The organism is Corallococcus praedator (genome assembly GCF_003612125.1).
GTDB lineage: Bacteria > Myxococcota > Myxococcia > Myxococcales > Myxococcaceae > Corallococcus > Corallococcus praedator.
Genome location: NZ_RAWI01000077.1, coordinates 1 through 23,669 on the forward strand (window position 1 = coordinate 1; position 23,669 = coordinate 23,669).

Annotated in this window: 19 protein-coding genes; 5 read left to right on the forward strand and 14 right to left on the reverse strand. The window is 69.6% G+C overall.

The window, feature by feature from the left end; genetic code table 11:
• Window positions 1–35 precede the first annotated feature (35 nt).
• The gene (locus tag D7Y13_RS12895) at window positions 36–242 is read left to right on the forward strand and encodes a hypothetical protein (protein ID WP_120531810.1); all 207 of its coding nucleotides are present in this window, start codon (window positions 36–38) and stop codon (window positions 240–242) included.
• A 66-nt stretch (window positions 243–308) separates the two neighbouring features.
• Here the strand turns inward: D7Y13_RS12895 and D7Y13_RS12900 are convergent, their stop codons facing one another.
• The 7 genes from D7Y13_RS12900 to D7Y13_RS12930 all read right to left on the reverse strand — a co-directional run bounded on the left by D7Y13_RS12900 (window position 309) and on the right by D7Y13_RS12930 (window position 9,009).
• Window positions 309–1,970: a pyruvate dehydrogenase complex dihydrolipoamide acetyltransferase gene (locus D7Y13_RS12900; RefSeq protein ID WP_120582751.1), complete on the reverse strand. Its 1,662-nt coding sequence runs from the start codon at window positions 1,968–1,970 to the stop codon at window positions 309–311.
• 3 nt (window positions 1,971–1,973) lie between these two features.
• Complete coding sequence (locus tag D7Y13_RS12905) at window positions 1,974–2,960, reverse strand: pyruvate dehydrogenase complex E1 component subunit beta (RefSeq protein WP_120531808.1); 987 nt, start codon at window positions 2,958–2,960, stop codon at window positions 1,974–1,976.
• 50 nt (window positions 2,961–3,010) lie between these two features.
• Window positions 3,011–4,138, reverse strand: coding sequence for a pyruvate dehydrogenase (acetyl-transferring) E1 component subunit alpha (gene pdhA, locus D7Y13_RS12910; RefSeq protein ID WP_120531807.1), 1,128 nt, complete (start codon window positions 4,136–4,138; stop codon window positions 3,011–3,013).
• 128 nt (window positions 4,139–4,266) lie between these two features.
• The gene (locus D7Y13_RS12915) at window positions 4,267–5,034 is read right to left on the reverse strand and encodes an HAD family hydrolase (RefSeq protein WP_120582763.1); all 768 of its coding nucleotides are present in this window, start codon (window positions 5,032–5,034) and stop codon (window positions 4,267–4,269) included.
• 45 nt (window positions 5,035–5,079) lie between these two features.
• Complete coding sequence (locus D7Y13_RS12920) at window positions 5,080–6,651, reverse strand: hypothetical protein (protein ID WP_120531834.1); 1,572 nt, start codon at window positions 6,649–6,651, stop codon at window positions 5,080–5,082.
• 99 nt (window positions 6,652–6,750) lie between these two features.
• A complete protein-coding gene (locus D7Y13_RS12925; RefSeq protein WP_120531806.1) occupies window positions 6,751–8,220 on the reverse strand; it encodes an MFS transporter in 1,470 nt (489 codons plus the stop codon).
• A gap of 108 nt (window positions 8,221–8,328) precedes the next feature.
• Window positions 8,329–9,009 carry an NUDIX hydrolase gene (locus D7Y13_RS12930; RefSeq protein WP_120531805.1) on the reverse strand — a complete coding sequence of 227 codons (681 nt, stop codon included), beginning with the start codon at window positions 9,007–9,009 and terminating at the stop codon, window positions 8,329–8,331.
• A 231-nt stretch (window positions 9,010–9,240) separates the two neighbouring features.
• On the opposite strand from D7Y13_RS12930, the gene D7Y13_RS12935 reads away from it, so the two are divergent.
• The 3 genes from D7Y13_RS12935 to D7Y13_RS12945 all read left to right on the forward strand — a co-directional run bounded on the left by D7Y13_RS12935 (window position 9,241) and on the right by D7Y13_RS12945 (window position 15,118).
• Window positions 9,241–11,517, forward strand: a complete 2,277-nt coding sequence (locus tag D7Y13_RS12935; RefSeq protein WP_279637089.1) for a bifunctional metallophosphatase/5'-nucleotidase — start codon at window positions 9,241–9,243, stop codon at window positions 11,515–11,517.
• Window positions 11,517–13,499, forward strand: coding sequence for a single stranded DNA-binding domain-containing protein (locus D7Y13_RS12940; RefSeq protein ID WP_120582752.1), 1,983 nt, complete (start codon window positions 11,517–11,519; stop codon window positions 13,497–13,499). The genes D7Y13_RS12935 and D7Y13_RS12940 overlap by 1 nt, the downstream gene beginning before the upstream one ends.
• Window positions 13,500–13,588: 89 nt before the next feature.
• Window positions 13,589–15,118: a hypothetical protein gene (locus tag D7Y13_RS12945; protein ID WP_199732695.1), complete on the forward strand. Its 1,530-nt coding sequence runs from the start codon at window positions 13,589–13,591 to the stop codon at window positions 15,116–15,118.
• Between the two features lie 79 nt (window positions 15,119–15,197).
• Here D7Y13_RS12945 and D7Y13_RS12950 read toward each other — a convergent pair whose 3' ends face one another.
• The 7 genes from D7Y13_RS12950 to D7Y13_RS12980 all read right to left on the reverse strand — a co-directional run bounded on the left by D7Y13_RS12950 (window position 15,198) and on the right by D7Y13_RS12980 (window position 23,214).
• Window positions 15,198–16,961 carry a GspE/PulE family protein gene (locus D7Y13_RS12950; protein ID WP_233595361.1) on the reverse strand — a complete coding sequence of 588 codons (1,764 nt, stop codon included), beginning with the start codon at window positions 16,959–16,961 and terminating at the stop codon, window positions 15,198–15,200.
• Window positions 16,962–17,038: 77 nt separating this feature from the next.
• Window positions 17,039–18,802 (reverse strand): zinc metalloprotease, encoded by a 1,764-nt coding sequence (locus D7Y13_RS12955; protein ID WP_120630686.1) that lies wholly within the window; start codon window positions 18,800–18,802, stop codon window positions 17,039–17,041.
• 71 nt (window positions 18,803–18,873) lie between these two features.
• The gene (locus tag D7Y13_RS12960) at window positions 18,874–19,635 is read right to left on the reverse strand and encodes a uroporphyrinogen-III synthase (protein WP_120531799.1); all 762 of its coding nucleotides are present in this window, start codon (window positions 19,633–19,635) and stop codon (window positions 18,874–18,876) included.
• Between the two features lie 11 nt (window positions 19,636–19,646).
• Window positions 19,647–20,588 carry a hydroxymethylbilane synthase gene (gene hemC, locus D7Y13_RS12965; RefSeq protein ID WP_120582755.1) on the reverse strand — a complete coding sequence of 314 codons (942 nt, stop codon included), beginning with the start codon at window positions 20,586–20,588 and terminating at the stop codon, window positions 19,647–19,649.
• Complete coding sequence (hemA, locus tag D7Y13_RS12970) at window positions 20,585–21,916, reverse strand: glutamyl-tRNA reductase (protein WP_120531797.1); 1,332 nt, start codon at window positions 21,914–21,916, stop codon at window positions 20,585–20,587. The genes hemC and hemA overlap by 4 nt, the downstream gene beginning before the upstream one ends.
• Window positions 21,917–21,918: 2 nt before the next feature.
• Window positions 21,919–22,731 carry a cytochrome C assembly family protein gene (locus D7Y13_RS12975; RefSeq protein ID WP_120531796.1) on the reverse strand — a complete coding sequence of 271 codons (813 nt, stop codon included), beginning with the start codon at window positions 22,729–22,731 and terminating at the stop codon, window positions 21,919–21,921.
• 45 nt (window positions 22,732–22,776) lie between these two features.
• Window positions 22,777–23,214, reverse strand: coding sequence for a hypothetical protein (locus tag D7Y13_RS12980; protein ID WP_120531795.1), 438 nt, complete (start codon window positions 23,212–23,214; stop codon window positions 22,777–22,779).
• Window positions 23,215–23,318: 104 nt separating this feature from the next.
• On the opposite strand from D7Y13_RS12980, the gene trxA reads away from it, so the two are divergent.
• Window positions 23,319–23,645: a thioredoxin gene (gene trxA, locus D7Y13_RS12985; protein ID WP_120531794.1), complete on the forward strand. Its 327-nt coding sequence runs from the start codon at window positions 23,319–23,321 to the stop codon at window positions 23,643–23,645.
• The last annotated feature ends 24 nt before the right edge of the window (window positions 23,646–23,669 follow it).

Consider the following 23,669-nt stretch of genomic DNA (forward strand, 5'->3'; position numbering starts at 1 on the left):
CACCCACACCCCGACCTGGGGGGAGGAACGCACACATGGCGGACAAGAAGCATTCCGACGCGAAGCCCGTGAAGCACGTCCAGGCGACCCGGCCGGAGCCGTGGCCCGGCATCCAGGGCCGCTCCAAGGACCACGAGGAGGAGCTGGACACCGACACGAAGCGGGCGGAGCAGTCCAGCATCACCGACGAGCAGCGCAAGCTGGAAGACGACGTCGAGTCGGACGCGAAGACGCGGGAGTAGCCGGCGCCCTCCCCTGCCCCCGTGCGTCATGCACGGGGGCAAAGGGCGGGCGGGCCGCTCGACCGCTTAGAACAACAGCCGCGTGGGGTGCTCCAGGAGGCCCTTCAGCTCGCGCAGGTACTCCGCGCCGGTGGCCCCGTCGATGACGCGGTGGTCACCCGACAGCGTCACCGTCATCACCTTGCGGACCACGACCTGTCCGTCACGCGCCACGGCCTTCTCGGCCACCGCGCCCACCGCGAGGATGGCGGACTGGGGCGGGTTGATGACGGCGATGAACTGGTCGATGCCGTACATGCCCAGGTTGCTCACCGTGAGCGACCCGCCGGTGTACTCGGCGGGCTTCAGGGCGCGCTTGCGGGCGCGCTCCGCCATGTCGCGGGACTCGGCGGAGATGGTCTGCAGGCCCTTCAGGTCCGCGTCGCGGATGATGGGCGTGATGAGGCCGTCCTCGATGGCCACCGCGATGCCCACGTCCACGGTGCCGTAGTGCAGCACCTGGTCGCCCTGGAGCGACACGTTCATCTTCGGAGAGCGGCGCAGCGCGATGGCCGCCGCCTTCACGATGATGTCGTTGACGGACACCTTCACGTCCAGCGCCTTGGCCTCCTCGCGGATCTTCACCGCGGCCTCCATCTCCACCTCGACGGTGAGATAGAAGTGAGGCACGCCGGGCTTCACCTCCGACATGCGCTGGCCAATCACCTTGCGCATGGAGGACATGGGCACGGCCTGCGGCTCCGGACGCGTGCCGAAGGCGCGGGCCTCGGGCTGCGCACCGGCCTTCTTCGCCTGGGGCGCCGCCGCCTGCGCGGGAGCCTTCGCCAGACCCTGGCCCAGCGCCTGCTCGACGTCGCGCTTCACCACGCGCCCGAGCGGCCCGGTGCCACGCACCTGCGCCAGGTCCAGACCGCGCTCCTGCGCGATCCGCTTCGCCAGGGGACTGGCGCGAAGCCGGCCACCACCGCTCGCGGCCGGAGCGGCCTCACGGCGGAGGGGAACGACCTGGGCCCCGGCGGGCGCGGACGGAGCCGCGGCGGCGGGAGCCTGCTGGGGGGCCGGAGCCTTGGGCGCGGCCGCCGGAGCGGTGGCCCCGGCCTTGGCGCCCTTGGGCGTGAGGAACGCGATGGGCGCACCGACGGTGGCCATGTCGCCCTCGTTCACGACGATGCGCGCGAGCGTGCCGTCGTCGTACGCCTCCACCTCGAGGTTGGACTTGTCCGTCTCCACCTCGGCGATGGCGTCTCCAGAGGAGACCTTGTCGCCGGCCTTCTTCAGCCACTTGATGATCTTCCCCTCCTTCATCGTCGGGGAGAGCGACGGCATCAGGATGGCGATGCCCTCACCGGAGCCCGTGGCGGCGGGGGCCTGCGCCGGAGGCTTCGCGGCGGGAGCTTCCGCCTTGGGCGCGGACGGGGCCGCGGCCTTCGGGGCTTCGGTCTTCTGGGGCGCGGCGGCGGGAGCGGCGGCTCCGCCGGAGACCTTCTCGCCCTTGGCGCCGAGGTAGCCGATGGGAGCCCCCACCGTCGCGACCTCGCCCTCGGGCACGGAGATCTCCAACAGGAAGCCGTCGTCGTACGCCTCCACCTCGAGGTTGGACTTGTCCGTCTCCACCTCGGCGATGGCGTCTCCGGAGGCGATCTTGTCGCCGACCTTCTTCAGCCACTTGACGATCTTCCCCTCCTTCATCGTCGGGGACAGGCTGGGCATCTGGATGGGCGTCGCCATCGCTCAGGCTCCCTCGCGGTACAGGACCTTCTTGATGGCGGCGATGATCTTGGGCGCGTCCGGCTGGGTCGCGTTCTCCAGATTCGCCGCGTACGACATGTTCACATCGAGCCCGGTGACGCGCACGACCGGCGCGTCCAGCTCGTCGAACGCCTGGGACTGGATGAGGTCCACCACGGACGCGCCAATGCCGGCCAGCGCCCAGCCCTCCTCGCAGATGACCGCGCGGTTCGTCTTGCGCACGCTCTTGAGGATGGCCTCCTCGTCCAGCGGACGCAGGGTGCGCAGATCCAACACCTCCACGCTGATGCCTTCCTTCTCCAGGGCCTCCGCGGCCTCCATGCAGAAGTAGTACATCCGGCTCCAGGTGATCAGCGTGACGTCGGTGCCCTCACGCTTCACGTCCGCGACACCCAGCGGGACGATGTGCTCACCCTCCGGCACCTCGCCCTTGAGCGCGTAGAGCCGCTCGCCCTCGAACATGATGACCGGGTTCTCGTCCCGGATGGCGCTCTTGAGCATGCCCTTGGCATCCGCGGGCGTCGCCGGCGCGATGACCTTCAGGCCGGGGAAGTGCGCGTAGTTGGCCTCCAGCGACTGGCTGTGCTGGCTGGACAGACGGCCGCCCGCGCCGCCCGGGCCGCGGAACACGATGGGGCAGCGCAACTGGCCGCCGCTCATGTGGCGCAGCTTGGCCGCGTTGTTGACGATCTGGTCCATCGCCAGGATGGCGAAGTTCCAGGTCATCATCTCCACCACCGGGCGCAGGCCCACGGCGGCGGCGCCCACGCTCAGGCCGGTGAAGCCCAGCTCGCTGATGGGCGCGTCGATGATGCGCGCGCTGCCAAACTTGTCCAGCAGGCCCTGGGACACCTTGAAGGCGCCGTTGTAGCGACCCACTTCCTCGCCAATGAGGAACACATTGGCGTCGCGCTCCATCTCCTCGGCGAGCGCCTGGTTCAACGCTTCGCGATACATCAACTCGGGCATCGTCGGCTCCGAACTCGAAAGGGTTGTGCCTGGGGGGATGGACCCGAGCGCTAGCGGCTCAGGCCCGCCTTCTTGTCAGCCGCCTCGGCCTCTGCGCGAGGCTCCAGGTCCCACGTCACCTTCAGCTCCTGACCGGAGGGGTACTTCGGCCAGTTGGTGACCTTCACGCCCAGCACGCGCTCGCGCGGGCGCACGTCCTCCTCACCCGGCTCCACGATGGTGTCGCGCCACAGCTCTTCCACGCTGGGCTCGGGCGACTCGTCGGCGAACTTCACCGCCGCGTCCACCGTGCGCTTCTCCTCCTCCTCGATGGATTCGAAGTCCGCGTCCGTCAGCCCGAAGCCCTGCTTCAGCGCGTACTCGCGCAGCTTGGGGATGGGGTCATTGCGGCGCTCGTCCTCCACCTCCTGCTTGGAGCGGTAGTTGGCCGGGTCCGCCATCGAGTGGCCACGGAAGCGGTACGTGTTCGCCTCCATCAGCACGGGACCCTTGCCCGCGCGGCAGTACGCCGCCGCGTCCTTCACCGCCTCGTACATCTTGAGGGCGTCCATGCCGTCCACGGCCTCGCCCCGCATGCCGTACGCGGAGGCGCGCTTGTGGATCTCCGGCACCGCCGACGTGCGCGCGATGGCCGTGCCCATGCCGTAGCGGTTGTTCTCGCAGATGTAGATGACCGGCAGCTTCCACTTCTGCGCCATGTTGAAGGTTTCGTGGAACGCGCCCTGGTTCGCGGCCGCGTCCCCGAAGAAGCACACCGTGACGCGGTCCTCGTTGCGGTAGCGCGCCGCGAAGGCCATGCCGGCCGCGAGCGGAATCTGCCCGCCGACGATGCCGTAGCCCCCGTAGAAGTGGTGCTCGATGTCGAAGATGTGCATCGAGCCGCCCTTGCCCTTGCTGTAGCCGGAACCCCGGCCGAACAGCTCCGCCATGATCATCCCGGCGTCGCTGCCGCGGGCGAGCGGCTGCCCGTGGTCGCGGTAGGCGGACAGCATGTAGTCATCCGGACGGATGGCCTCGTTGCAGCCGACCGCCACGGCTTCCTGCCCGATGTACAGGTGGCAGAAACCGGCGATCTTCCCCAGCGTGTACTGCTGGCCCGCGCGCTCTTCGAAGCGACGGAGGAGGTACATCTTCCGGTACATCGTCAACAACAGGTCCTTCGAGTACGCGCTGGCCACCGCGGCATGCCTCCGTCTGGGCCGCCCCTGTGGACCCAAGGGGGAAGGGCGGCAACGCCGTGCGCCTCTTAGCGCGCGGCCAAGGGACTTCCAAAGCCTTTCAGAACCACCCTCCGCCGCGCCTTCTTTCAGGCGCGGTGCGTCACGTCCTCCAGGGCAAAGTGGGGCACCGACACGATGCCCTCCAGCAATTCCACAGCCCGGCCGGAATGATCCGTGGCCAGGTGGATGACCGTCGCCTCCGGGAAGCGCTGGCGGTAGTCATTGGCGTGGGTGGGCTCGTTGTCGAACGCGGCCAGCACCGTGCCCATGCGGCCCAGGCGCGCGTGCGCTTCGCGCTTGAAGGCGTCGTCGTCCTCCTTGAGCGTGGGCTTCATCACCAGGTGCACGCGCCCGCCCTCACCGGGGGGCGTCACCATTCCACAGCGCGCCAGGCACGCGATGGTGCCCTCGCGCATGGCCTCGTGGCGGCCCGTCAGGTAGACGACCTGGGCGCCCGTGGCGGCCACCGCCTGCATGAAGGCCCCGGCCCCTTCGATGGCCTCGTCGGACACGCAGTAGGCGCTGGTGAAGAAGCGCTCCTGCCAGAAGGCCCTCGCGTCCGCGAAGAGCTGCTCCACGTCCGCGTCACCCAGGCCGCACGCCCGCATGGCGGCGCGCATGTCCCAGCCCGTCTCCCAGTGGTGGGGTTCGCACGCGGAGAGCAGGCCCAGGGCCCGCGCGTCGCCGTACTCGCGCAGGATGCGCGCCTGACGGGGCCGGTTGTCGAAGAGCGTGGAGTCCAGGTCGAACGCGAGCACGGCCTGGGGGCCGAGCGAGCGGGCCCTCGCCAGGATGCCCTTGAGCGTGTCGCGCCAGTCCGGCCGCACGCGTTGCTTGAGGTCTTCAAATGCCATGGACGCCGGAAGATACATGCCCCCGGCGCGGGGCTGGTGCTCAAATCACGCGCCGGCGCGCAGGGCGGCTGGCTGGAGGGGCACGGTCCCTGCGGCCTCCGGGGCCGCCACGGGCTGCGGGAAGTTCTGCATCCGCTGGATGCCGTTGCGATCCAACACCAGCCGGACCAGCTGCGCGGACTCCTTGCGACTGCCCGCCTCCAGCACGGTGAAGCGGAACACCAGGTCCACCGGGTAGCGCTTCGCGCCCCGGATGTGGCCCACGGAGAAGTCCTCCAGGTCCACGTACTCCAGCGCGAACTCCGGCTCGTCCATGTCGCGCAGGAAGCGCCCGACGTTGAGGCGGAGGATGTCGGTGACGCCGGTGAGGCCGCGCTCGGAGCGGGGCAGCAGGCGCGCGTCCAGCACGATGCGCTTCTGGTAGCGGATGACCGCTTCGGACAGCTCCCCCTGGGACACGGTGAGGAAGTCGTCGTGCAGCCGCAGGGCGGACACCCCGGCGGGCACCTTCACCGCCGCGCCGTAGTCCACCCGCTCCTCGCAGATGCCGATGGCGCGCGCCGTGACGGGGTCCACCAGGTCCGTGGTGCGGTCGTACAGGTGCGTGGCGGCGAAGCGGCTGAACATGCGCCGCAGGCCTTCCTTGATGCGGTCCTTCATCATGTAGCCGACCACGGCCACCAGGAAGAAGTTGAGGCTCACCTGCGTGAAGCGCACCTGCGCCCAGAGCGCCACCGACGTGGCGAAGGCCATGGCCACGCCCGCCGCGATGGCGAACAGCACCTCCTCCCAGCCCTGCCGGCGCTGGCGCCGACGCGAGGACAGGAAGAGCACGTTCATGCAGAACTTCTTCAGGAAGCCCAGCCGCTGCATGTACTCCTCGTTGTCCCCGGTGGGACTGAGGACGCTGCGCAGCCGGTGCTCCTTGCGATAGGACTCCTCGCGCAGCACCGCCTGCATCAGCCCTTTTCGCAGGGGCAGCCACGGCCCGGTGCGCGGCAGCGCGTCCATGTCCGCCACCGCGCGGCGGAAGAACTGCTCCACCAGCAGGCTGACGTACTCGTCCACCAGCCGCAGCGACGCGCGCGTCTTCTCCTGCAGCTTCGACTCGCCCGTCGCGCGCAGCCACACGCGGAAGCGCTCCAGCACCGCCGGCACGCACTCCCCCGCCGAGCGCACCACCATCTCCAGGTCCGCGCGCGCCGCCTCGCCCGTCTTCGCCTCGCAGCGCGTCTCCACCGTGGTGGCGAACCGGCGCAGCGCGCCCCGCAGGACGCACGACAAGAGCTTCGCCTGGTAGACGACGTCCGCCTCCGGCGCCAGCCCCGTGCGCAGCCACGCCTCCAGCTTCAGGAGCGGCGACCCTTCCGACGAGAGGATCTCCGACAGCCCCATCACCGGCGTCTTGAAGCGCACGTAGTTGTGGATGTCCGCGTAGAAGTCCGCGCGCGGGTACGTCTCCGAGTCGATGTTCAGACTCGACGGCAGGAAGAGATAGGCCTCCACGAGGTAGCGCGTCTCGTCCGCGCCCGTGGGCTGGTACTCGAGCTTGATCTCGAACTGCTTGCGATCGTGGACGTCGAACCGGCTGTGGAGCGCTTCGGGGGCCTGGGACACAAGCAGCACTTTACGTCACAGGCCTGTCACACGGGAGCCACCCCCTCCGATGGGGTGACGGAGCGTCCGGGGCGGCACACCCCGGAAGCCCTGGGTGCTTCAACCGTTGGTGCCCGTACGAGAGGATCCGCCCGGCACGGCCCCCGGGACGACGTCGCCCACGGGCAGCGGCGCGGCCTTGGGCTGCGGCTTCGCGTTCCACACCCGCGAGGCCAGCACCAGGCCCACCACCGCCAGGGGCAGCATGGCCAGGGGCCAGGGGCGCCAGTTGGCCGGGTCCTTCATCGCGTCGCCCGTGGGCAGGATGCGCCCGTAGACGAGCGCGTGGATGGCCGTGCCCGCGTACACCGCGCCGTCGATGATGCCCACCACGACGCCCGCGTTCTTCTTGCCGCCGAAGTCCATGGTCGCCGTGCCGGACAGCATGCCGTGCACGCCGATGACGCACAGGGACATGAAGACCACGGACCAGCCCGCGCCCGGCGTGCCAATCAGGAACACCGCGCCCACCGCGCCCAGGAGCAGGCCCGCGTAGAGCACCGTGGAGACGGGCCCCCGGCGCGAGTCGAAGATGCGGTCGCTGATGACGCCCGCGAACATGCCGCCCAGGATGCCGGCGACGCACGACAGCATGCCCCAGTTGGACGCGACGAACGCGCCGCCCTCGCCCACCGCCTTGGCGTACTTGGGGTACCACTGCATCACCGCGTTGCGCAGGAAGCCGCTGCAGAACTCCACGCCCAGGATGATGAGGATGACGCGGTTGCTCAAGAGCTTCTTGAAGAGCTCCGGCACGGAAGGCGCGGGCCCCGTGTCACCGCTGGACGCATCCTGCGTGTCGAAGTCCGGGTGGCCTGTCTGGGAGGGCGTGTCGCGGATGACGAACGAGTCCAGCACCAGGAAGGCCACGAGCATCCCGGCGGGCACGAAGAACACCCACCACACGGGCGCCGCGTCCGCGATGAAGCGGCACCAGTCGAACGCGAAGTACAGGCCCAGCGAGATGAGGATGCCGAACACGCCGCCCAACTGGCCGCGCTCGCGCACGTGGAACCAGGACGCGTTCACCTTGACGATGGAGACCGCGCCGAAGCTCTGGAAGTACATGTTGACGCTGTAGAGGAACGCAAGCCACGCGACGACGCCGCCCGGCGGCACCCAGCCATTCTTCAGCACCGCGTAGACGACGCCGCCCATGGCCACGTTCGCCGCCGCGGAGCCCGCCGCGGACAGGAGGATGGTGAAGCGCCCCCCCAGCTTGTCCGTCAGCGGGCCGTTGATCAGGAAGGCCACGCCGTAGGTGAGCGTCCCCCAGAAGAAGATGGTCGCGAAGTCCGCGTTGGACGTCTGCTGTCCCATGGCGCTGGTCGCCACGTTGAGGTTGTAGCGCCCCATGTAGAGGAACGCGTACGTGAGCCCCAGCGGGAACCAGTTGAAGAAGCGGCGGCGGCGGAACGCGTCGGTGTGGCCCAGCTCGACGCGAGGCAGCCGCGAGAGCACCAGGCCAATGGCCCCGAGCAGGATGACGATGGGCAACAGCTGGGTCAGCCACGGGGGCAGCGACGACATGCGACGAACCTCGCCTGCGGAGGGGAATGGACGGGGAGCACCCTACCCCGTCCGTCCGCGCCCCGGAAAGCAGCAAGCCGCATCCGGCGCGTCACCTGCCCCGGCGCATCAGCCCAGCCGGGCGAGCAGCCGCGTCAGGGAGACCTCCGTCTTCGCATCCGCGATGTCGCCGCGCCGGCACGCCTCCAGCACCGCCGCCACCGGGCGCCACTGCAGGTGGATGCCCTCCTCTAGAGGTGAGCCATCGCCCTCGACCTCGCCCTGCTCCACGCCCGTGACGTCCACCGCCGCCGGGAAGACCTTCTCCGACAGGATGCCCGGCGCGAGGAAGAACGCGCCGCCCAAGAGTTGGATGTCCTCCGGCCGCACCGCGTAGCCCGCCTCCTCCTTCACCTCTTCCGCCGCGCGGCGGCGAAGCCCCTCCTCGCCCTTGTCGGAAGGCTCCAGCAGGCCCGCGACGATCTCCTCCACGCGCAGGTAGCTCACCGGGTCCGGCACCGTCATGGACGACGTCTGCTCGCGTCGGAAGTACGCCGCCGGCCGCAGGTTCAAGCGCGTCAGGACTTCCACGTTTCCATCTGACGCGCGGCGGTAGACGAGCACCGACACCGCGTCCAACCGGGGACGGTCCACCACATCCACCCGGTACACCGACGAGGACGAACCGTCCGCGCGCCGGTTGCGGCACCGCAGACGCCGCACTCGGAGGAAACCCTCGTCACAACGCGCCGTGGCGGAGAAATCCTCGATGATCTCGATGTCAGTCACATTGGAACTGCTGGGACGCATGTCTGCCTGCTCTCCTGCTGCCCTGGTAGGTGGAGGTGCCACGGTGGCGTTGCTTGCCCGTGCACCCTTGATCCCGTAGGTTGCGCCGTCCTCAAGTCGTCACTCTCTTGAATCACGGATCCGCCACGAATGTGTCGCGCACTGCTCGGCCTCTTCTGTGCCTGCGCCCTGGCCCTCGCCTCGTGCATGCCTGTGCTGGAAGGCCAGGATTACCACCTCGAAGGTCAAGAGGTGCGTCTTACCCTCCTTCATACCTCTGACATCCACTCGCGGCTCGTCCCGTACGACTTCACCCCCCTGAAGACGGACCAGGACCTGGAGCTCATTCCGGAGGCCGGTCCCTTCGGTGGCGCGACGCGCATGGCGTCCATCCTCAAGCGCGAGCGCAAGCGCGGCGACCGCGTGCTGCACCTGGACTCCGGCGACTGCTTCCAGGGCGCCCCCATCTTCAACGTGAACACGGGCGAGGCGGAGTTCCGCTTCCTGTCCGAGGTCCGTCTGGACGGCGCCGTGGTGGGCAACCACGAGTTCGACGCCGGCGCGCTCAACTTCACGCAGAAGGCGCGCAACTTCGCCAACTTCCCGCTCCTGGCCGCCAACTACCTCTGGGATGATCCGAAGGCCGCGGGCAGCAACGGCACCGCGATGGTGACCGCCCCCTACAGCATCAAGACGGTGAAGGGGCTGCGCGTGGGCGTCATCGGCATGGCCAACATCTCCTCGCTCAACTCCATCGTGGAGGGTGGCAACAGCCTGCAGGTCACCCCGCTGGAGCAGAACGAGGCCGCGCGCGCCTACGTGGAGCTGTTGCGCCCGGTGACGGACCTCATCGTCATCGTCAGCCACCTGGGCCTCACCGAGGACCAGGACCTCATCCAGGGCTACGAGGCCTTCTATGAGTACGGCCGCGCGAAGCCCTTCGTGAACCGCGCGAAGGACGCGTGGACGGTGCTGGAGTGGTTCGGTCCGGAGGGCGACGACAAGTCGGTGGTCCGCGTGCACATCGCGGGCGTCAACGGCATGGACGTGGTGCTGGGCGGCCACCTGCACGTGGTGCTCAACCCCCCGCAGCTCGTCACCGACCCCAGCGGCCGCAAGGTGGTGCTGGCGCACTCGGGCGCGTTCGCCAAGTACGTGGGCCGCCTGGAGCTGGTCGTGAAGATGCCCCAGCAAGAGGGCGCCGACGAGGGCGGCGAGGTCATCAGCCAGGACTACCGCGCGTTCCCCGTGGACGGCCTCTGGTGCAACGAGGCGATGCGCAAGCTGCGCTTCGACGACGCCGAGTTCTGGGATCCGGGCGAGTTCATCCAGCGCCCGGGCGTGCGCGAGGCCATCGAGGAGTGCCGCAAGCAGGAGGATCCGGCCGTCACGGACATGCTGATTCCGTACGTGCTGGGCATGGACTTCAAGCTGCAGCTGACGTCCATCTTCTCCTACGCGCCCATCGACGTGCAGCGCCGCAACAACTCCAACGGCGGTGACTCGCCGCTGGGCAACATCGCCGCGGACTCCATGCGCAAGCGCAACCGCGTGGAAGCGGAGATGGCGCTGACGAACTCGCTGGGCATCCGCGACAACCTCTACGCGGGCGTCGTGACGCAGGAGGCGATGTTCAACGTGTTCCCGTTCGAGAACACCATCAACATCATGTACCTGTCCGGCGTGGAGATGCAGGAGATGTTCGACTTCGTCACCGAGCGCTCCGCCGAGCGCGGGTGCGTGAGCCAGGCGCAGGTCTCCGGCGCGCGCTTCACCATGGACTGCGCCCAGGTGCAGCTCAACGACCTGCGCATCGCCTGCACCCCGCAGACGGTGGCGCAGGACTGCCCCCAGACGGGCCGCGAGGGCCACGCGCCCTGGCAGTGCCTGGAGGACACCAGCGGCTCGCGCTGCTGGGCCCACACGGGCGTGAACATCGAGATCAACGGCAAGCCCCTGGACACCACCGGCACGTACAAGATCGCGGTGAACGACTACATCGCCAAGGGCGGCTCCGGCTTCACGGTGCTCAAGCGCAACACCACGCGCATCGAGACGGGCATCAGCCTGCGCGACTCGCTCATCGGCTACATGCAGGGCTTCTGCTCCTGCAAGGACCTGCTCGACGGCAACGCGACGTCCAGCAACGGCACGCGCTGCGGCTCGCTCGTCAACGGCACGTGGACGGTGGATGAGAAGACGCTGGGCGCCTGCCGCGTGTCCCAGGAGTTCGAGAACGCGCTCAACAAGAAGATTGGAAGCTGCTCCTGCCTGGACCTCGTCAAGCTGCCGGCGGATGCCTCGCAGCGCTGCGGCGTGGCGGACCTGACGCCGGAAGCCATCCAGGCCCAGTGCGCGCTGCCCCAGGGTCCGTACACCGGCCGCTGCACCTGCCGCGACCTGCTGTCCGGGACCAATCCCACCTGCGGCACCGTGACGAGCCAGCTGCGCTCGTTCTGTGAGAAGCCCACTGCCATGCCCATCGCGAATGCCATCGAGGATGGCCGCATCGGGCGGAGGGTGAAGTAATGAAGCGACTTTTGCTCATGACCACGCTGGCCCTCGCGGCCGGCTGCTACACCAAGCAGTCCGAGGAGCCGACCGGACTCACCTCCTTCCGCGTGGAGGTGACGACGGTGACCACCGGCGACTCGTCCGCCGCGCTGCTGCCGGTGGTGAACTCCTGCGCCGCCCGGTACGGCAACGACCAGGCGGCGGTGCCCATCTCCGTGCGCGGCACGCCGGAGTGCCTCTACAGCCTGCCTCGGGGCGACATCGACATCGGCCTGGCCATCACCGCGCTGGACGGCAACGGCGGGGAGCTGACGTCCCTCAACGGACCGGTCTCCTTCCGCGTCGTCCCGGGTGACATCACCGGCGACTACAGCAAGCGCTGGGCCCAGCTCACCAACGGCAAGGGCACCGGCAGCGTGCGCGTGGCCCACCTGTACGGCGAGACGCACGTCTGGGTGCAGGACGAGCCCTTCGACCTGGACTACTCGGATGGCGGCGTCGTGGGCGACCTGACCCAGGTCCCCCAGGAGCCCGCCACGCGCACGTTCTCCACGGGCCTGTCCAACGCCATCCGCTTCGAGGAGCCCAGCATCGCCAGCCTCCAGACGCCGCAAGGCGGCCTGGAGACGAGCGTCTTCCTGAAGCAGTTCCTGCGCATCGGGCGCAACCCGGAGGCCGGTGAGCCGCTGGTGCAGAACTGCGACCCGTCGGATCCGAACAACGGCCAGCAGATGAAGCTGCTGGTGACGGGCACGGACTCCAGTGGCTTCTACGTCACGGACATGACCGCCTGCCGCGTGCCGGAGAAGAACGTCACCGGCGCGAACATCCAGACGCCGGAGCCGGATGGCTTCAACCCGGGCCGATTCAACAGCCTGTACGTCTACAACTACCAGTTCCCGGAAGGCCTGGACTCGGGCGACCTCATCTGGACGCTGTCCGGCACGGTGGCGGAGTTCACCAGCACCACGCAGGTGAGCTTCCCGGCCTGGACGCTGCGGGAGAACGTCCGGCTGCTGCCCCAGAGCGAGTGGAACAAGTACCTGGACCAGGTGCCTCCGGTGGAGATCAACGGCCGGCTGTGCGGCTTCAGCAGTTCGAACTACCTGGACGACCTGCTGTGCGGCTACAGCTACCGCAACTTCAAGATGGAGAGCCTGGAGTCGTCGCTCGTGAAGCTGCGCCGGGTGAAGTTCCCCCGCGTGTTCAAGAACTGCGACGCCAACGGCAACAACGACATGCCCATGTTCTGCCCGGTGGGCAGCGGCGCCGGGCGCTCGTGGACGAACTGCTTCGAGGAGCCGCCGGATGATCCGGACGTTCCGGAGCGCAAGTGCGTCATCGACTGCACGCTGGGCATCGGCGACTTCGCCGGGACCATCTGCGCGGAGCGCACGACGTACACGAACTTCGGCCAGTTCGTGGTGGAGATGAACGCCACGGGCCCGGCTTCCGCCAACCTGGACGCGTCCGTGCCCGGCCGCATCACGAAGCTGACCGCGGGCACCACCTCCGTCAACTCCAACAAGCTCCTGAGCCCGGGCGCCCGGCTCAACCTCGTCTGTGATCAGCCGGTGCGCGTGCGCTTCGGCCCCGACGGCGTGACGGCGGCGGCGGGTGACATGCTGCTCGCGGCCAACGTGCCCCTGGAGTACACCCTCAAGGGCAACGAGACGACGGTCGCGGTGGTGCGGGATGCCACGGCCACCGCCAATGGCACCTGCCAGTTCGCTCCGGATTCGCGCACCCGCATCAGCCTGCAGCTCAAGGACGCGGTGCCGGACCTGAACCCGGACTGCAGCGAAACCGACGCCGACGCGGCGAAGGCCCTCCAGTGCAAGCAGATGCGCGCGGCCACCTTCGACGTCGTGGGACACCTGAAGCACGTGGGCCCCGCGCGGCCCCGCTGGAACGTGTTGCCGCGTGACCAGGACGACCTGTGCTGCTACCCCGGGCCCGGCCTGGAGTGCCCGAAGCCCATCAAGCCGTGCCCGTAGTCTTTCATTCTTAAAAGTCGCATCGCGCCCCGGTGGATACCGGGGCGCTGGGAGGAGCGGTCTCCCCCGGACCGCTTCCTGGAGGGACATTGAAAACGTTGCAGACGCTGGCCCTGATGGGCCTGACAGCTCTTTCCGCGCCCGCATGGGCCGGAGACTTCGTGGACACCCGTTTGTCGTTCGTCTTCGCGGACGACAACGTGCTCGCGGGCGCGGGTGAAACCACGCCCAACAGCCCGAACGCGCGCTTTGGCGCGGGCAACCAGAACACGCAGTTCTACGACAACTTCAACACCAAGTTCTCCGGGTTCGAGTCGCTGTCGAACATCGTGCTCTACAAGCGCATGCCGGCGTTCTTCGAGGGCCTCACCACGGAGGCGGCCCTCACGCTGCTGGTGTTGGAGCGGCCGTCGGGCGGTGTCGACATCCTCGACAACTCCAGCTACGTGCGCCTGAACTACCAGCCGCCCGGCTGGGGTGAGAAGGAAGGCCTGTCGCTCACCGGCTTCCCGGTGTCCGCGGATCGCTTCCGTCTGGGCTACGCGTACCGCATCTCCTGGGGCGGCAGCCCCATCTTCACCAACCGCGCCGCCGCGGCGGGCGTGCCGGGCGCCAAGCTCCAGCTCACCCGCGACCGCTGGTACGCGTACCTGGGCGGCAAGACGGCGCTGGTGCTCAACGACCTGGTGCTGGAGCAGGAGACGCTCTACGGCGTGATGGGCGGCGCCGGCTGGGACATCCTGGAGACGCTGCGCGTCGAAGCGGGCGGCGGCTTCTTCCAGAAGGGCATCGTCCCGGGCCTGGCCAACCAGGGCATCGAGGCGAGCGTCAACGCCGCGGGCGTGTCCGGCCAGGTCGTCTACCACGTGGGCGTGCCCGTCGGGACGAGCATCGACTTCCGGCTCTACAAGAACGACCCGGAAATCTACCAGCGCTTCTTCGCGCCGGAGCAGTACCCGGGCGGCCTGTCCTACTCCGTGTCGCTGGAGGGCAGCTACCTGACGCAGACGCTGCAGGACCCCGACACGTTCGGCGCCACCAAGCCCCAGGGCGCCACCGCGCTCGCGCTCCAGGCCCGTGCGAAGTACGACCTGCTGCGCTTCAACGTGCTGGCGCTCTTCCGCAGCCTGTCCTTCATCCAGTTCGACGTGCCGGGCTTCCCGCCGTTCCAGGACTTCCCCACGGGCACGGAGCTGAAGCCGGAGATGTTCGTCGCGGTGGGCGCGGACTACCACCTGCCCAACCTGCACCTGACCCCGGGCGTCATCCTGGGCGTGCAGCAGCCGGCGTCCTTCCGCAGCCCGCAGCCGCTCATTGGCGGCAGCAACCCGCCGCTGGGCATCAGCGGCACGCGCACCGTCGTGGTGCGTGACGCCAACCAGCTGAGCATCCTGCCCAGCACCTGCGGCAGCGGCGTCTGCGAGGCGGAGCCCATCATCTCCGCCAAGGCCACCTTCCGGTGGGACCTGTCCGAGTCCGTGGCCGCCGTGGGCGAGGTCTATTACACCTACGACACCAACCGGACGACGTTCGAGGACGACGTCACCGGCATCGCGCAGCCGAACTTCGAGAAGCCGCACGCGCTGGGCTTCAACACGCTGCTCCAGGCGCGCTTCTAGGCCTTCGCGGCACCGTGGCAAGTCACCGGGGCCCGCCGTTCAACACGGCGGGCCCTTCGTGTTTCCAGGGGACGGCGCTTCAGAGGGCGGACGTCATCCGCACGACTTCATCGAAGGCGGTGAGGCCCTGCGCCAGCTTGCGCACGGCGGCCTCGCGCAGGGTGCGCATGCCGTTCTTCCGCGCGGCCTTCACCAGCTGCTCGTACGGGGCCTCGTGGGCGATGAGCTCCCGCACCTCGTGCGTGGTGGAGACGATTTCGAAGACACCGGTGCGGCCCGAATAGCCGGTGCCCCGGCACCGCACGCACCCCACGCCCTTCATCAGCCGCACCCCGCCCGGCAGCAGCGGCAGGGGCGCCTGGAGCGCCTGGAGTTCATCCGACGTGAGCACCGCCTCCTCCGCGCAGTACACGCAGACGCGGCGGAGCAGGCGCTGGGCCATCACGCCCAACAGGCTCTGCGCCAGGAGGAAGGCCGGCACGCCCAGGTCCTTCATGCGCGCCACCGCGCCCAGCGCGTCGTTGGTGTGCAGCGTGGAGAGCACCAGGTGGCCGGTGAGCGCGGCCTGGAGCGCGTTCTCCGCCGTCTCCGCGTCGCGGATTTCGCCCACCATGATGACGTCCGGGTCCTGGCGCAGGATGTGGCGCAGCGCCCCCGCGAAATCCAGGCCCACCTTGGGCTGCACCTGCACCTGGTTGAAGGCGTCCCACACCATTTCGATGGGGTCTTCAATCGTGGTGACGTTGACGTCCGGGCCCGCCACCGCCTTGAGCGCGGAGTAGAGCGTCGTCGTCTTGCCGCTGCCCGTGGGGCCCGTCACCAGGATGAGGCCGTGGGGCTGGTCGATCCACGATTCGAAATGGCCCTTCTCGTCCGGTTCGAACCCCAGCTGGGCGATGTCCTGCACCAGCGTCTCCGGGTCGAAGATGCGGATGACCACCTTCTCGCCGAAGGCGGTGGGCAGCGTGGAGACACGCAACTCCACCTCGCGGCCGTCGCGCTCCGTCTTGATGCGGCCATCCTGGGGACGGCGCTTCTCGGAGATGTCGATGCGCGAGAGCATCTTCACGCGCGACACGATGGGCGGGTGCACCTGCGCGGGCAGCGAGTACACGGGGTGCAGGACGCCGTCGATGCGCAGCCGCACCACGCTGGTGTTGCGCTTGGGTTCGATGTGGATGTCCGACGCGCGGTTGTCGAACGCGTAGCGCAGCAGGTAGTCCACCGCCTGCACCACCGGACGGTCGGACGCTTCCAGCTCCTGGGTGCCGCTGAGCGACACCAGCTGCTCGAAGTTGCCCATCTGCTGCTGCGCCTGCGCGCCGCCGAAGTCGTCCGCCGCGCGCGCCAGCGTCTTCTTGAAGCCGTAGATGTCCGCGATGGACTTGAGGATGTCCCCCTTCGCCGACAGCACCGGCTCCACCGGTTCGCCGGTGAGCCGGTGGAAGCTTTCGAACAGCTCGCGGTCGAAGGGGTTGGCCACCGCCACGCGCAGCCGCCCCTGCTCCGTGCGCTCCAGCGGCAGCAGCACGTGCTTCTGCGCGTAGGGCCGGGACACGGTGCGGGTGGCCAGCGCCATGTCCATCTTCAGCGGATCCAGCTTGCGGTATTCCAGCCCGGCCGCGCGCGCGGCGGCCTCCGTGACGCGGTCCTCGTCCAGCACGCCCCGCCCGCCCGGCGCGGGAATCTGGAAGGCCGCGATGATCTCCACGGGCGACACGTCGTAGCGGGCCGCGTCCTTGCCCGCCCCACCCTGCGCCTTGAGCACCCGGGCCCGCGCCGCGGGCTCACGCACCAGCACCTCCTGCGCCTGCTGCGGGGTCAGCAGGCGCTGGGCCACCATCGCCTCCAGCACGAAGGCGATGGTGAAGTCCGTGCTGCTTCGGGACGGGACGCTGCCGCCGGGGGGTATCGCCTGGGTCAACCGTTCCTCCTCTTGCGGGTGGCCAGCAGCAACACCCCGAGCCCCGCGAGGAATGCCGCGGCGGAGGTGGGCGCGCCCTGGCAGCCACAGCCATCCGGCCCGTTCGTGGTCGGGCCCGTCCCGCCGTCCGTGGGGGGCGGCGGGGGAACACCGCCGTCACCACACAGCGCGCAGGTGCCGCCATCCGACGGGGCGAACGGGTCGTAGCACTGGCCGCTGCTGCCGCAGTAGAGGCCGTTGGGGCAGTCCTGGCTGGTGCGGCACGCGGCGATGCAGGCGGCGCCCTGCTCGAACGGGGTGCACTGCAGGGGAGAAGCGCAGGTGCCCTGCTCGCAGTCGCGGAAGCAGAAGCGCTCACTGGCCGTCCCCGCTGAACGGCAGGTGTTGCCCGGGCTGCACGTGCACGCGTCCACGGAGCACGGCTGCGCGCAGACGCCCTGCGTATTGCCGTTGAGCTTCAGGCACACCTGGTTGGTGCCGCATTCGGTGTCCTGGGCGCAGGGCTCGCCCACGTTCCGGGGACCCTGCTGTTCCTTGATGCACGCGTGATCACACGTGCGGCAGGCGGAGTTGGAGCCGCAGTCGCTGTTGGTGGCGCAGTCGGCGATGCAGGCATTGCCCTCCGGCAGCGGCGCGCACGAATAGCCGGTGCGACAGTCCGCGGTCCCCGGACGACAGTCATCCAGACAGCGCTTGCCGAGCGAGCCCACGGTGGCGCACGTGGCGCCCCGGGGGCAGTCCCTGTTCGCCGTGCAAGCCTGGGAGCAGTAGCCATCACGCCAGCCGGGGAAGCCTTCCGTCTGCTGCGCGGTGGTGAGGCAGCGCGACACCACGGCGCCGCACTGCGAGTCCGCCGTGCAGGCCGCGCCCACGCGCGTCGTCGCGCCCGCCACCGCCGGAAGACACGCGAAGGAGGAGCCCGGGACGACACTGGAGGCGCGGCACTCGTAGGGCGCGGGGCACGCGCCCGGCACGCCATCCGGACAGGCCTTGGTGCAGATGTTCAGCGTGGCGCCGCTGGTGGTGGACTGGGTCGCGGCGCAGGTCAGGCCCTGGGAGCAACTGTTCGACACGCAGGGGGAGCCCACTCCGCCCGTCTGCGGATAGCGCTGGCACAGCGCGCCCCGGTCGTAGGCGGTGATGGTGCGCCGCTGCTGCCCGGGAAGGAGCCGGGCGCCCATGACGGCCTCGAAGCTGGAGTTGTAGGTGTCCGCCAATCCAAGGCAGTGGCCAATCTCACGCATCACCACCGTCTGGAGGTCCAGGAAGTCCACGGGCGTGGTGTCGGCCGTGGTGAACTTGAAGTCCACGGCGTTGAGGAAGATGTCGCACTGGTACACGTAGCCGTTGTGGACCAGGGGGACGGCGGCGGAGGTGCTCAGCTCCCCGTTGAGCACGTCGCCGTACGCGGTGTCGGAGCGGTCCGTCACCCAGATGGCCGCGACGTTGAACGTGTCGTAGCGGTCGCGCACGTCCGGGATGGAGCCCTGCGCATAGGTGAAGGCGGGCCAGGCGCAGTCCACGTCCTGCCAGGCCTGGAAGGAGGCCTTCACGACGTCCGTCACCCGGCTCAGCTCGTTGCCACCGGGCCGGCTGACGCGGGAGTCCACGTAGTACCGGAACGGGTCCTGGCTGTTGTTGAGGACCCAGTGGTCCAGGTACTGGAAGTCCGACGGGATCGGATCGTTCTGCGCGCTCGCCGTCGCGGCCAGCGCCAGCAGTCCGAGCAGGAAGACACTCCGCTGCAAGCCACGCATCATCACCCGCACCTTTTCGCGTCACGCACGCGCGGGCGCCTGACTGGCACCCGGAGCGTCACCGGGCGGGCATTCTAGCCGTGAACGGCGCGGACGGTGGCATCCACGAGCGCTTCGGGCGTGGGGCGCTCCGCGACCGTGGCCACGTCGATGCCCAGCTGCCCCAGCGCGGTCGCCGTGGTGGGGCCAATGGCCACCACCTTCGCGGACGCCAGCGGCTCACGCCCCGCGCCCTCCAGGAAGGCCTCCGCGGTGCGCGGCGAGGCGAAGAGCACCACCTGCGGCGGCGCCTCCGACAGGTGGGCCAGCGCCTCCGGCGGCAGGGGCGCGGGCGTGGAGCGGTAGGCCGTCACGCGCGTGACGCGCACGCCCAGGTCGCGCAGGCCGTCCTCCAGCTCGCGCCGGCCCTCCTCCGCGGACGGCAGGAGCACGTCGTCGTCGGGGCCGAGCAGGTCCCTCAGCGCGGTGAACAGCGCCACGCCCGTGCCCTCCGTGGGCTCCGCGGCCACCGTAAGACCAAAGGCTTCCACCGTCCTCGCGGTGCGCGGCCCCACCGCGGCCAGCTTCACGCGCGACAGCCGGTCCAACGTGCCGGCCAGCCGCAGGGCCTCCAGGAAGGACTCCACGGCGGAGGGACTGGCGAACACCACCCAGTGGTAGCGCTGCACGTGCTCGGCCGCGGACGCGAGCGGCCGGGGGTCCTCCGGGGGGCGCAACTCCAGCAGCGGAAGGCTGAAGACATCCGCGCCTTCGTCCTCCAGCAGGAAGCACAGCTCCTCGGCCCGCTCACGCGGGCGTGTCACCAAAACTCGGATGCCTTCCAGTCGCCGGTCCACGGGCCGGCACTCTAGGCGCGGGACGCGCCGTCGCGTCGGCCGAAATCGCGCAGGATGTCCCCCGCGCCCTGCGACAGCAGTTCATCCGCCAGCGCTTCGCCCAGCCGCTCCGCCTCCGCGACGGGGCCCTTCACCTCACCCCGCACCACGCGTGTGCCATCCGGACGGCCCACCAGCCCGCGCAGGTGGACCTGTCCGTCCGCCACCGTGGCATGGCCCGCCAGGGGCACGGAGCAGCCGCCCTCCAGCTTCGCCAGGAAGGCGCGCTCGGCCCGCACGGCGCCGCGCGTGGTGAGGTCCTCCAGGGGCGCCAGCAGCGCGCGCACGTCCGCGTCCGCTTCGCGACACTGGATGGCCAGCACGCCCTGCCCCACCGCGGGCAGGCTGTCCGCCACGGACACCACCTGCGTGATGTGGTGGTCCAGGCCCAGGCGCTTCAAGCCCGCCGCGGCGAGCATCGCGCCCGCGAGCCCCAGCTCGCGCGTCTTCTGCAGCCGCGTCTGCACGTTGCCGCGCAGGGAGACGATCTCCAGGTCCGGACGGCGCGAGCGCAGGATGCAGCTGCGGCGCAGGGACGACGTGCCCACCTTCGCGCCCGCCGGCAGCAATTCCAGCGTGTGTCCCTCCGCGCTGCAGAACGCGTCGCGCGGATCCTCGCGCGCCGGCACCGCCGCCAATATCAGACCGTCCGGGAACACCGACGTCATGTCCTTGAGGCTGTGCACCGCCACGTCCGCGCGGCCATCCAGCAGGGCCTGCTCAATCTCCTTCACGAACAGCCCCTTGCCCCCCACGGCGGACAGCGGCGCGGAGAGGAAGCGGTCGCCCTCGGTGGTCATCTCCACCAGCGACACCTCCAGGCCCGGGTTTCGCGCGGTGAGCAGCGACGCCACGTGCCGCGCCTGCCAGAGCGCCAGCGGGCTCTGCCGCGTCGCGATCCTCACGGCCTTCATCGCCGGCTCCCCGCGGCCACCACGTGGTTCGTCAGGGATTCGGACTCCGGCTCCGGCGCGATGGCGGCGGCCTCCTCCTCCGTCAGGCCGAACAGCTCCGCGGCGGCGCCCGCCAGACGGTTGCCTTCACCCTGCGGCCCCACGGCGCGCAGCCGCGCGGTGGGCTCATGCAACAGCTTGTTCACGATGGCGCGCCCCATGGCCTCGATGCTCTTGCGTTGCTTGTCGGTGAGCCCGTCGCCCAATCCCAGGAGCGTGCGCTCCACCTCCGCCCGCGCGATGCCCTCCGCGCGCTGACGCAGCCGGGCCAGCACGGGCATGCCTTCACGCAGCGCGCGCTCCCGGGCGAAGCGCGCCACCTCCTGCGCCACCAGCCCGCCCGCCTTGTGCGCTTCCTCCGCGCGCTGGGCGGCGTTGTCCGCGACGAACTTCTGGATGTCGTCCACGTCGTACGCGTGCACCCAGTCCAGCGTGCCCACCGCCGGGTCGATGTCGCGAGGCACCGCCAGGTCCACCATGAACAGCGGCCGGCCCCGGCGCGCCTTGCCCAGCGCCCCCACGTTCTCGCGGGTGAACAGCGGCACCGGCGACGCGGTGCTCGTCACCACCACGTCCGCGGCCGCCAGCAGCGTGAACAACTCCTCGAAGGGCCGGGCGACGCCGCCCACCTCCGCCACCAGGGCCTCCGCGCGGGCCAGCGTGCGGTTGGTCACCACGAGCTTCCCCGCGCCGGCGTTCATCAGGTGCCGCGCCGCCAGTTCGCCCATCTCCCCGGCGCCCACCACCAGCACCGTCTTGTCCTTGAGCCCGTCGAACACCTTGCTCGCCAGTTGCACCGCCGCGGACGCCATGGACGTGGCCGCGCGCCCCACCGCCGTCTCCGTGCGCACGCGCTTGGCGCAGCCGAACGCCGCCGCGCACGCGCGCGTCATCTCCCCGCGCACCGCGCCCGCGCCCTGCCCGCGCTCGAAGGCGTCCTTCACCTGACCCAAGATCTGCGCTTCGCCCAGCACCATGGAGTCCAGGCTGGAGGCCACGCGGAACAGGTGCACGAGCGCCGCCTCGCCCTGGTGTTCGTAGAGGTGCTCCATCGCCTCCGCGCCCCCCAGGGACCGCAGGGTTTCATGCGCGCGCTCCCGCGCCTGCTCCGCGCTGGGCGCCGCCAGATACACCTCCACGCGGTTGCACGTGGACACCCAGAGCGCTTCCACCGGCGCCTGCGCCAGCCGCTGCAACACTTCCGTCTGCCGGGCTTCGGGCAATGCCAACCGCTCCCGGATGCCCAGGGGGGCGGTGCGGTGGGAGACGCCAATACAGATGAATTCCATGGCTACGGCATCCCCGGGCCAGCGGCGGACAGATCGTAGGACGACAGGAAGGAGACCAGCACCAGACAGAAGCCCGCCATGGTGAGCAGGGCGACGCGACGGCCGCGCCAACCAGCGAAGATGCGGGCGTTGACGAGCGCGGCGAAGACGCCCCAGGCAATGAACGTGGCGAGCTGCTTGGCGTCGAAGTGCCACGCCAGCCCCGGCACCGTGGAGACGAACAGCGCCCCGGTCGCCAGCGTCAGCGACAGCGCGATGAAACCCCACACCACCAGCCGCCGGTTGAGCGTGTCCAGGAACTCCAGTGAAGGCAGCCGCGCGAACAACAACCCGAAGTGCTTGGTCTTCACCTGCCGCTCCATCAGCAGGTACATCACGCCCACCCCCGCGGCCACGCCAAACGCCGTCATGCCCAGGAGCGCGATGGTGACATGCACCGGCAGGAGCGGCTGGCGGACCTCCGCCGGCAGCGGCGCCGGGCCGCCATGCAACAACATCCCGATGAGCATCACCGCCACCGCCAGCGGCGTGAGGAACGCGCCGATGACAGGTTTGCGGTAGCGCACATCCAACGCCAGGAACAGCGCCAGCAGCAGGAAGGCGAAGGTGGACAGGCCCTGCGCGGGCCCCACCAGCCGGCCCCCCTGGACCCCCATCATTTCGACGAGGGCAACGCAATGCATCAGGAGCCCTGTCCCCACGAGCACCCGCCCGGACACGGCGAGCACCTGCGACTGGCGCACCAGGTAGGCAAGGTAGACGAGCGCGGCCAGCCCGTAGGCGTGGCAGGCGAGTGAGACGAGCGTGTGGCTCATGGCGGCAGGCTCATAACCCCGGCCGAGGAGGCATTCAGCCCACCCTCAACCCATTTTATTGAGAATGAAGGCCGCCAGCAGATCGGTCTCCGAGTTCGGCTTGCGTTCCGGAGAAGGCGCGCTCACTTCAGCGACATAGCCCGGAACGACCTCGTACGCGGAGTCCCCCACCAGGATGGAGTCGGCCATCTGTTCGGCCCCCAGCCGGCCGAGCTGCTCCTCCGTCTTCACCTTCGACACCAGCTGGTGGGTGTCCTCCCCGGACACCAGCTGCACGACGTGAACGGCCGGAGCAAGGGGCCAGTCGGTCCCTCCCTCGGCGGCCACCACCAGCCGTCCTTCGCGCAGGTCTGCTTTGTCCGCCAGCGCCCACTCCTCGAGCTGCGCCTGGGACAGGAAGAGCTTCGTCACGTCGTCCAGTCTACACCACCGCCCCTCCCGGGGGGCCGCGAAATGGGTGCAACCCCCTGGCACCCTCCGCATCCGTTCAACGGGGGGCCGGGCCGGATCCCGCTGCTTGCGGGGCCCCCGGACGCGTACTAACAGGGCGCGCGTCGGCAGGTGTGGGACCGCCCCGAGGAGACGACATGGCTGGCGAAGTGAAGGACATCAAGGATTCGGACTTCCAGAAGCTGGTGCTGGACTCACAGGAGCCCGTGCTCGTGGACTTCTGGGCCACCTGGTGCGCGCCCTGCCGGGCCATCGCACCCTCCGTGGTAGCGCTGTCCGAGCAGTACAAGGGCAAGGTGAGCTTCACGAAGATGAACATCGACGAGAACCAGGACACGCCCCAGAAGTACGGCATCCGCTCCATCCCCACCCTGCTGCTCTTCAAGGGCGGCAAGGTCGTGGAGCAGATCGTCGGCGCGGTCCCCAAGTCTCGCATCGAGGACGCCGTCAAGAAGAGCCTCTAGCCGCACGGGCGAACAGGCCCTCCT